The sequence below is a fragment of the Catenulispora pinistramenti genome (assembly GCF_018274385.1).
In the GTDB taxonomy this organism is placed as follows: Bacteria; Actinomycetota; Actinomycetes; order Streptomycetales; family Catenulisporaceae; genus Catenulispora; species Catenulispora pinistramenti.
Window position 1 is genome coordinate 23,518 of record NZ_JAAFYZ010000110.1, and the last position, 8,662, is coordinate 32,179.

The window sequence follows — 8,662 nt, forward strand, 5'->3', positions numbered from 1 at the left end:
TCCCGCCGCCCTGTCGATCCCGGAGGCGTCCCGTCGACGCCGCCACTGGCACTACCCCGAAGCCACCGGAGCATTCATGCTCATGTGTTAACAACCTGCTGAATTCTGTCAGACGTTGCCGTCCTCGGACCACAGTTCACTCGCGTCCCCGTTGCACATCGCCTCGGCCACCGAACCGCCGGACGCCTTCAGACACAACATGTCCGCGGAGTTCTGCAGTTCGGTGCCGCCGCCGGAACCGCCGGTCTTCGACCACACCTGGGACAGGTCCCCGCTGCAGGCCTTCACGCTCACCGCACCGCCACCGCCGCCGGACAGACAGTTCCCACTGTCCCCGTTGACCAGCTCCTCCTGCCCGGTGACCGCACCGAGCCCGAGGATCCCCGGCGCCTTGGACTGCCAGCCCTGCGTCTTGCTGTCGGCACAGGCCTGGAGCGCCGCGCCGCCGGCCAGACAGCTGCCGGTGGCCGAGTTCTGGAACCGATGGTAGTCGGACGGCAGCAGCGGTCCGGTCGAGGAGGCCGTGGGCGGGGGGCCCGCCGGAACGCTGGCCGCGGTCGAGGCCGTCGTGGTGACGGTGTGCGTCGGCTCCGCGGAGGTCGAGTGGCGAGTGCTGGGCGAACTGCTGGAGCTGGACCGCGACGAGGACGTGCCGCTGGTACTGCTCTGCGCCGCGGCGGAGCCGCTGGTCGCCGCCCCGGGGCTGGTCGCGGTCGGCGATTGGCCGGGACCGGCGGCGTACTTGGAGCCGGACGAGGAAGAGTCCTTGGACGGGACCAACGCCCACGCGCCGACGGCGAGCAAGATGACGACCGCGACGAGCGCCAGCGGTTTGCCCAAGCCACGCCGATCGCGTGCGCCGCCGGCCACCGCGGCCCGCTCGCCGTATCCGCCGCGTCGGCCGCCGCGTCCGCTGTCGCCGGCCCGGCCGCTGTCCGGTCCTCGGCGATCATCCGATCCGCGCCGGTCGTCCGATCCCCGCCGGTCCTCCGGCCGGCGCCGACCGCCGCCCCCGCCCCGAGGCCCGGGAACCATCGCGTCTTCGTCCACCCGGTCCGGCCGGACCATGGTGTCGTCCGGACGTGAGACGTACTCGTCGTCACCGGGGTAGACGTCCATGGCGTCGGTCATGTCGACCGAGCGGGAGGGGTCGGCGAACGTGGGCGAGTCCGGCGCTTCCAGCGCGAGCCCGGCGGTCGCCGCGAGCGGGTCGGCCATCACCAGCGCGGTCGAGACCCCGTCCGGTATCAGGGCCCGAAGAGCGCGGCCGAAGCCGGCCGCGTCCGGGAACCGGTCGGCGGGCTCCTTGGCCATGGCCCGGTCGATGACTTCGGCCAGGCCGGGCAGATCGGGGCAGTCCAGCAACGGGGCCGGTTCGCTCAGCGCCAGATAGATGGTCCGGCGTACGTCTTGTCCGGCGCCGCCGAACGGCGGCCGGCCGGCGATCAGCTCGTACAGCGTCGAGCCGAGCGCGTAGACGTCGGAGGAGGCGGTCGGGACGCCGCGGGTCATCAGCTCCGGCGCGGCGTGCTGCGGGGAGAAGACGTCGAGCACGGAGGAGGAGTTGCTGGCGTCCAGCAGCCAGGACACGCCGAAGTCGGCCAAGGCCGGTTCGCCGTACCGGGAGACCAGGATGTTGTTGGGCTTCACGTCCCGGTGCAGCACGCCGAGGGCGTGCGCGGCGTGCAGGGCGTCGGCGATCTTCGCGCCGACCCCGGCCGCCTGCGCTCCGGGGAGCGGGCCACGCCGGGTCAGCCACTGCTTCATGGACCCGCCGTCATACAGGTCCATGGCCAGATACGGCCGTCCGGAGGCCGTGGTCCCGGTGTCCAGCACGGTCACCACGTGCGGGTGGTCGCTGAGCCGGCCGGCCAGCCGCACCTCGCGCACGAACCGGCGCCGGGCGTCCTCGTCCGGGCCGACGATCGTCAGCAGTTTGAGGGCGACGTCGCGCTCGAAGGACTCCTGCACGGCCCGGTAGACCACGCTGAAGCCGCCGTGCCCGATGCGCGCTAAGTCCCGGTATCCCGGGACGTGCTCGGGCGTGTCAAGAACCTGAGTCGTCTGTGGCGCTGTACCCATCGGACCACTATGGCGTGTCATGACCTGCGTTCCCGTCCGTTCCACGACATCCGCGATATCCCCGGCAAAGCACGACGGGGCGGTGGTGTGGCGGCACGCTCTTTCCGTGCCGTCACACCACCGCCATCGCCGGGTGGGTGCTTGCTGTTCAGTTCAGTCCGCTCGCTCGCTCCATCCGGCGCGTGAGGCCGGAAGTCTTACAGGCCCGAGGTGAGGCCGTTGACCAGGCCGCCGACCACCGGCAGGGAGCCGACGACCGGCAGGCCGCCGCCGCTGCCGGCCTGGGTGACGTTGCCGAGCACGCCGCCGACCTGCTGCTGCAGCTCCATGAGGGTGGCGCGCACGGTGTCCAGCTGCTGCTGGGCCGCCGGCCAGATGGTGCTGCTGAACAGCGACGCCGCCGGGCCCTCCCAGACCGCGGGGTCGGTCAGCGCCAGGCCGTGCGAGGTGATCTGCGAGAGCACGTCGCCCAGCGGGCCCTGCAGGAGGTTGAGCAGCTGGCCGATGTGCAGGTGCGCTTCGGCTGTGACCTTGACAGTGCCGCCGTCAGTCATCATGACGCTCCATCTTCGTTCGTTCGGCGGATCCGCGTGGGACGGCGTCCGCCAATTGGCTATTGGTACGCCTTGGAATCCCTCGGCGGTACGACCACAAAGTTAGGACCATCCAGTCGTCCGGTCGTCTAACGAGCGGTGTAATTCCGAGCTACCACGGTCGTTATAGAAGTCGCCGGGCGTCGCCAGCACTAGTTGCACTCCCTCGATCGTGCCGTCGCAGACGAGGTAGCCCCGGCCGGGCAGCGGCGCCATCGGGCTGTGCCGTGGCAGCGGGGTGCCGAGCAGGTCGTGGTCCTGGTTGTGGTCCGGGACCAGCAGCACGCCGCAGCGGGCCTCCCGGATCTTCTGCGTCCACTGGCCGAACTGCCGGCGGATGCCGTCGCTGCGGCCGGCGGCGATCACGTGCCGGCCGGGCTTGGCCAGGAACCGGTCGATCACCCCCAGGGTGTCGGTGACCGTGTCGGCGTCGTCAACCAGGAGTAGAGCTCGGTCGCCCGCGGAGTCCAGCGCGCGGTCGAGCTCCGTGTACTCGGTGCAGCTGATGACCGTCGGCGGCAGATCGCGCAGCGGCGAGCGCCGGGGCGCGAACGCCACCAGCGCCGGCGGTTCGGCGCCGGTCAGGACCATGTGCGCGATCGCGACCAGGGCGCTGCTGCGGCCGGAGCGCGGGGGTCCGGCGACGAGTGCGTGTTCGTGTTCGTGCAGCCGCAGGACGGCGGCGGCCAGGGCGCTGTCGGTGAAGCCGACCGGGATGGACCACGGTTCGCCGCCGGTGGCGGCGGCGACCCCGGCCCGGCGCATCCGGTCGATCGGGATCACCTCGGGCAGCAGCCGGACCTTGTTGGCGGTGCGCGGCGCCCCGGTCCAGCGGGTGGCGACGCCGCTGACGGCGGCGGCGAGGTCGGCGCCGGGGTAGCCGATCTGCACGACCTGGCGGGTGGCGACGACCACGGCGCGGCCCGGCACGGCGGCGGGCACCGCGCGGCGCGGGACGTCGAAGCTCCCGTAGTCGGTGGCGTCGGCCAGGCGCAGCAACAGTTTCTGCCGGCTCAGGGCGCCCCAGGCGCCGGGGATCGCGCCGAGGCGGTCGCCGGTGGCGATGATGTAGAGGCCGACCGCGGGGCCGTCGGCGTAGACCCGTTCCAGGTCGTCCAGGACCTGCATGCCGCCGAAGTCCTTCTCCAGCTCCGAGCGCAGCGATCCGACGTTGTCGATGAGCACGATGACGCGCGGCGGTCCGGGGTCGTAGGGGTCGCGCAGGGAGCCGCCGGCCTTGCGGTTGTTCAGTTCGGCTCGCAGCATCCTGATCAATCGGACCTGCCGGGGCCGGTCGCCGGGGCCGATGTAGGCGCCGGTGTGCGGCAGGCCTTGCAGCGGTGCCAGGGCGCCGGAGCCGAGGTCCAGCACGTACAGGTGCAGGCGGTCCGGCGCCTCGGCGGCGGCCACGGACAGGGCGAGCGTGGACAGCGCCGTGGTGGTGCCGGAGTTGACGCCGCCGTAAATCAGCATGTTGCCGACCGCCGGGTCCCAGCCGACCGTGTACTGGGCCTGCCGGTCCGGGTCGTCAAGCAGCGCGTACGCGGCCAGGCCGGCGCTGTCGGTCTGCAGGCCCTTGGCGGCCGGGCCGAGTTCGTGCAGCGGGATCGCGGTCGGCAGCGGGTCCGGCCAGGGCCGCCGGGGTTGCGCGAAGCCGGCCGAGTAGCTGGCGTGCTGCGCGGCCTCGACCAGCCGGGCCAGGTCGGTCGGCTGGCCGGCGGCGGCTTGTTCGGGTGCCGCGACGGCTCCGGCCCGCTCCCCCGATGTCAACCTGAAGGGCAGGAGGGACAGCCGGCCTGCGGCGTTGTCCACGGGAGTGACGCCGGTGGACAGCGCGGTCTGCACCGGTAGCACCTCACCCGCGCTCACCCGGTAGAACCCGCGGCCCCACTGCCGGCTGCCGATGCTCGCGGCGACCGGGGAGTCGATGACGTCGGCGGAGTCGGCGCTGCTCTCCAACCGCAGCGCCAGGCGCAGTTTGACGTTGTTCTTGATGGCGTCGTTGACCGAGCCGGAGGGCCGCTGGGTCGCCATCACCAGGTGCATGCCGAGGCTGCGGCCCCGCTGGGCGATGCTGACCAGGGCGTCGACGAACTCGGGCAGGGCCTTGACCAGGGTGGCGAACTCGTCGATGACCACGACCAGGCGGGGCATCGGTTCCAGGTCCAGGCGCTGGGTGTCGCGCAGCCGTTGGTAGTCGCGGACGTGGCTCAGGCCCACGCCGCGCAACGCGTGTTCGCGGTGCCGCAGTTCGGCTTCCAGGCAGCGCAGGGCCCGTTCGCCCAGCTGCTCGTCCAGGTCGGTGACCAGACCGACGACGTGTGGCAGCCGCGCGCATTCGTCCAGCGCGCCGCCGCCCTTGTAGTCGACCAGCGCGAAGGTCAGGTGCTCGGGGTCGGCGCCGGCCGCGAGCGCGGCTATCAGGGTTCGCAGAAGCTCGCTCTTGCCGGAGCCGGTGGTACCGGCGAACAGGGCGTGCGGGCCGTCGTCATCGAGGTCGACCTCGAACTCGCCGTGGTCGGTGACGCCGAGCACGGCGCGGGCCCGCAGGGTGCCGACCGTGCTGCGCCAGCGACCGGCCAGGGCGGCGTCCAGCGCGCCGTCCAGATGCAGCAGCGGCAACAGGTTGACGCGGTCCGGCAGCCCGGCGCCGGCCGCCTTGACCTCCGGGTCCTCGAACCGGGCCAGCGCCCGGGCCACGGCGCGGGCCCGGGGCCGGGTCATCCCGGAGACCAGGACATCGTCAACGCGCTGGCCGGAGGCGACGCGGTGCAGCCGGCCGAAGCCGTCGGCCGAGACCGACAGCACCTCGGTGCAGACCGCGGGCAGGCGGCGGGTGAGTACGATCCCCGCGACCGGTCCGGCCTGGCCGCCGAGCAGGTCGCGCAGCGCGCACGGCCGGCCTTCGAGCAGCGTGGCGCCGTCGACGACGAGCAGCAGGGTCGGCAGGCCGGCGGCGGAGGGGTCGGCGGGGCGTCCGGCGCCGAAGCCGCCGGGACCGGCGTTCGCGTCGGCGAGTTCGGCCAGCAGGCTGCGGGCCAGGGTCTCGCAGTGTTCGGCGCCGACGGCGACGTAGCGCGAGGCGCCCGAACGCGGGTCGGCGCCGTGCGGGAGCCACTTGGTCCAGTCCCAGTCGGCGATACGGTCCTCGTCGGCGAAGACCGCGACCGCGACGTCGGCCGGACCGCTCTCGGTGACCGCCTGGCACAGCAGCGACCGGGCCGCGGACAGGGCCGCCGGCCGGTCGCCTTCCAGGCCCAGCACGCCGCCGTCGGCCAGGTTCACGGCCACCGGGACCTGGTTCAGCCAGGAGGCCTCGGAGATGGCGTCGGCGATGGCCGGATCAGGCTCCTGATCCGTACCCGTACGTCGGCCGTGGTCCACCGGCGGGACCCAGCTCTGGTCGGCCAATCCGGCGGACAGGCGCAGGAAGTCGGCCGCGCCGCGGCGGCGCTCCCACAGCCGAAGGCCCGGAACCGAGGCGCGGTAAAGGACTTCGGCCGGGTCGGGGTAGTCCTCGCGCCGGCGGTCTTCCTCGTCTTCGCGGCGCTCCTGGAGCTCGTCGTGGACTTCGGCCAGCCGCGCCACGTAGTCGCGCTTGCCGCGCCGCAGCCCGACCCGGCCGCGGGTCCGGTCCTCCATCTGGGTGCCGATCATCATGATCGGGCTGAAGATCGCGAACAGGGCGAAGGCCGGGTTCTTCATGATCATCACCATCACGCCGGCCAGGATGATCGGCGCGACGATGGTGGTGACCCGGAACGGCTGGGAGTTGGAGCGCTTCGGCGCCTGCGGCAGCTTGATCGGCGCGCTCTCGGCCGCGGCGGCCAGGCGCGGCGCGCGGTTGAACGGCAGGGTGCCGCCGGGGCCGGCCTCGTGGGCCGGGTTGACGTACTGGACCGGGCCGAGGTCGGTGGCCGGGAGGATCCGGAACGGCACCCGGCCGGCCGCCGAGACGATGTCCTGCGGGCCGACCCGCGCCGGTCCGGTCAGGCGTTGGCCGTTCACGTCGGTGCCGTTGCGCGAGCCGAGGTCGCGGACCCGGACCAGGCCGTCCCGGGTGACGTCGATCTCACAGTGCAGCCGCGACAGATCCGGGCTGTCTATTCGGACGTCGGCCTGCTCGCCGCGGCCCAGGCGATAGCGGCCGGGCAACAGCGGCACCGACAGGCCCGCGTCCAACCCGCCGATGACCCGCAGCACGAAGCCGCGGTCGGACATCGTGCCGGTATCGGTGTCCGGGACCACGGTCAGCGAGACCTCGGAACCCGTGACGAGCCCGGACGCGCTCAGCGCAGTGGCCGGCGCGGTCGGCCGGCCGTCGATCAGCAGGGCGCCGCCGTAGCCGCCCAGAGCCGTGGCCAGGTCTCCCACCACCGCGTCCTGGCGGCCGAGCCGCAGCTCCATATCGCGTTCGACCCCAGCGTCCCGATGGACGAACCTCATCGCCTGCCACCCAGTTTTGTTCCCAACACTTACGCCGCACGACGCTACGCAACCGTGCAAAGGTCCAGGGTTCCAGGCCGGATCGGTCCGCCGCGTTACCCCTGAGTTGACAATCAAGATCCGTTCTCTAACTACCGCAGCAGGTCCGGCTACCGCAAAGGTTTACCCTCGTTAGGCTGAAACCCGGCCCCAACTGAGGACAAAGCCCGGATGTGCTCCCTAGTTTGGCTGGATGCTCCGCATGCACGACGCCGCCAAACCCCTGGCGTCGATACCCCGCCCGGCCCAACTGCCCCCGCTGCTGGTGGACCTCGCCATCGCCGCGGTCGGCACCTGGATCGCGGTGGCGACCTCGGTCAAGCCGCACCCCGCGCTGGCCTCCCACGGCGGACGGCACATCGACGGCATCGCGATCACGCTGATCGTCGCGATGGGCGCCGCCCTGGTCCTGCGGCGGCGGTTCCCGCTATCGGTACTCGCGGCCTGCGCGGCCCTGACCGCCGGTTACGAGGCGTACGACTACCGCCTCGGCCTGACCCAGGCTCTGCTGCTGCTCGCGATGTTCACGGTGGGGGCCCGGCTCGCGCGGCCGTGGGCGGCCCTGGCGGCGGCGGTGACTTATGCAGAGCTCTTATTCGATCACTTCCGCTCGTGGTCCGGCTCACATCTGTGGATCTGGTGGGGCACCGCGTTGTGGGTCGCGGCCGTGACGCTGATCGCCGACGGGGCCCGGCAGCTGGCCGAGAGCCGCGCGCTGTTGGCGGCGTACAAGGAGCAGGAGCAGCGCAAGCACCGGGACCGCGAACAGCGCGCGGTACTGATGGAGCGAATCCGCATCGCCCGGGAACTGCACGACGTGACGGCGCACCACCTGTCGGTCATCGCGGTACAAGCAGGCGTGGCGCGATTCGTCATCGACAAGGAGCCGGAGACCGCGGACCAGGCGCTGCGGGCGATATCGGAGGTCGGGAGCGAGGGGCTGGCGGAGCTGCGGCGGCTGATCAGCCTGCTGCGACCGGACGACGACGAGGGCGCGCGGGCCCACACCTCCGACCCGCCCGCACCGGGGATCGCGCAGCTGCCGGTGCTGATAGAGCGGGTAGGGCTGTCGGGCACGCCGTCGCGCTACACGGTGGCGGGACGGAAGCGCACCTTGCCGGCCGGGATCGAACTGTGCGTGTACCGCGTGGTGCAGGAGTCGCTGACGAACGTGTTGAAGCACGCGCCGGGATCGTCTGTCGAGGTGCGGCTTGAGTACGAACCCGACGTCGTGCGGGTCACGATCACGGACACCGGAACGCACCCGGTCCCGCCCCGGCGCTCGGGCATCCCGGCGGCGGCGATAACGCAGGCTTCGCGGCATAGCGGGTCGGGGGTGGGACTCACCGGGATGCGCGAGCGCGCGGCGCTATACGGCGGGGAACTCTCAGCGGGGCGGACGCCGGACGGGGGCTTCGAGGTGGCTCTGACGCTGCCGGTGGAGTCGGCGGAGATGGTGGAGGTCGCGGAGCAGGCTTCGGTGGCGGTGACGGGGGCGGAGG

General features: G+C 72.4%; 4 protein-coding genes. 1 reads left to right on the forward strand and 3 read right to left on the reverse strand.

Translation table 11 applies throughout. The annotated features are described in order from the left end of the window. Positions 1-108: 108 nt before the first annotated feature. The 3 genes from KGQ19_RS27710 to KGQ19_RS27720 form a co-directional block, all read right to left on the reverse strand. Complete coding sequence (locus KGQ19_RS27710; RefSeq protein WP_212013915.1) at positions 109-2,082, reverse strand: serine/threonine-protein kinase; 1,974 nt, start codon at positions 2,080-2,082, stop codon at positions 109-111. A gap of 197 nt (positions 2,083-2,279) precedes the next feature. Beyond that, complete coding sequence (locus KGQ19_RS27715; RefSeq protein WP_212013924.1) at positions 2,280-2,639, reverse strand: hypothetical protein; 360 nt, start codon at positions 2,637-2,639, stop codon at positions 2,280-2,282. Between the two features lie 99 nt (positions 2,640-2,738). Beyond that, the gene (locus tag KGQ19_RS27720; protein WP_230419530.1) at positions 2,739-7,121 is read right to left on the reverse strand and encodes a type VII secretion EssC family protein; all 4,383 of its coding nucleotides are present in this window, start codon (positions 7,119-7,121) and stop codon (positions 2,739-2,741) included. Between the two features lie 232 nt (positions 7,122-7,353). Between KGQ19_RS27720 and KGQ19_RS27725 the strand changes: the two genes are divergently transcribed. After that, positions 7,354-8,662: sensor histidine kinase (locus KGQ19_RS27725; RefSeq protein WP_212013926.1), on the forward strand; the 1,309-nt coding region annotated here is incomplete at its 3' end.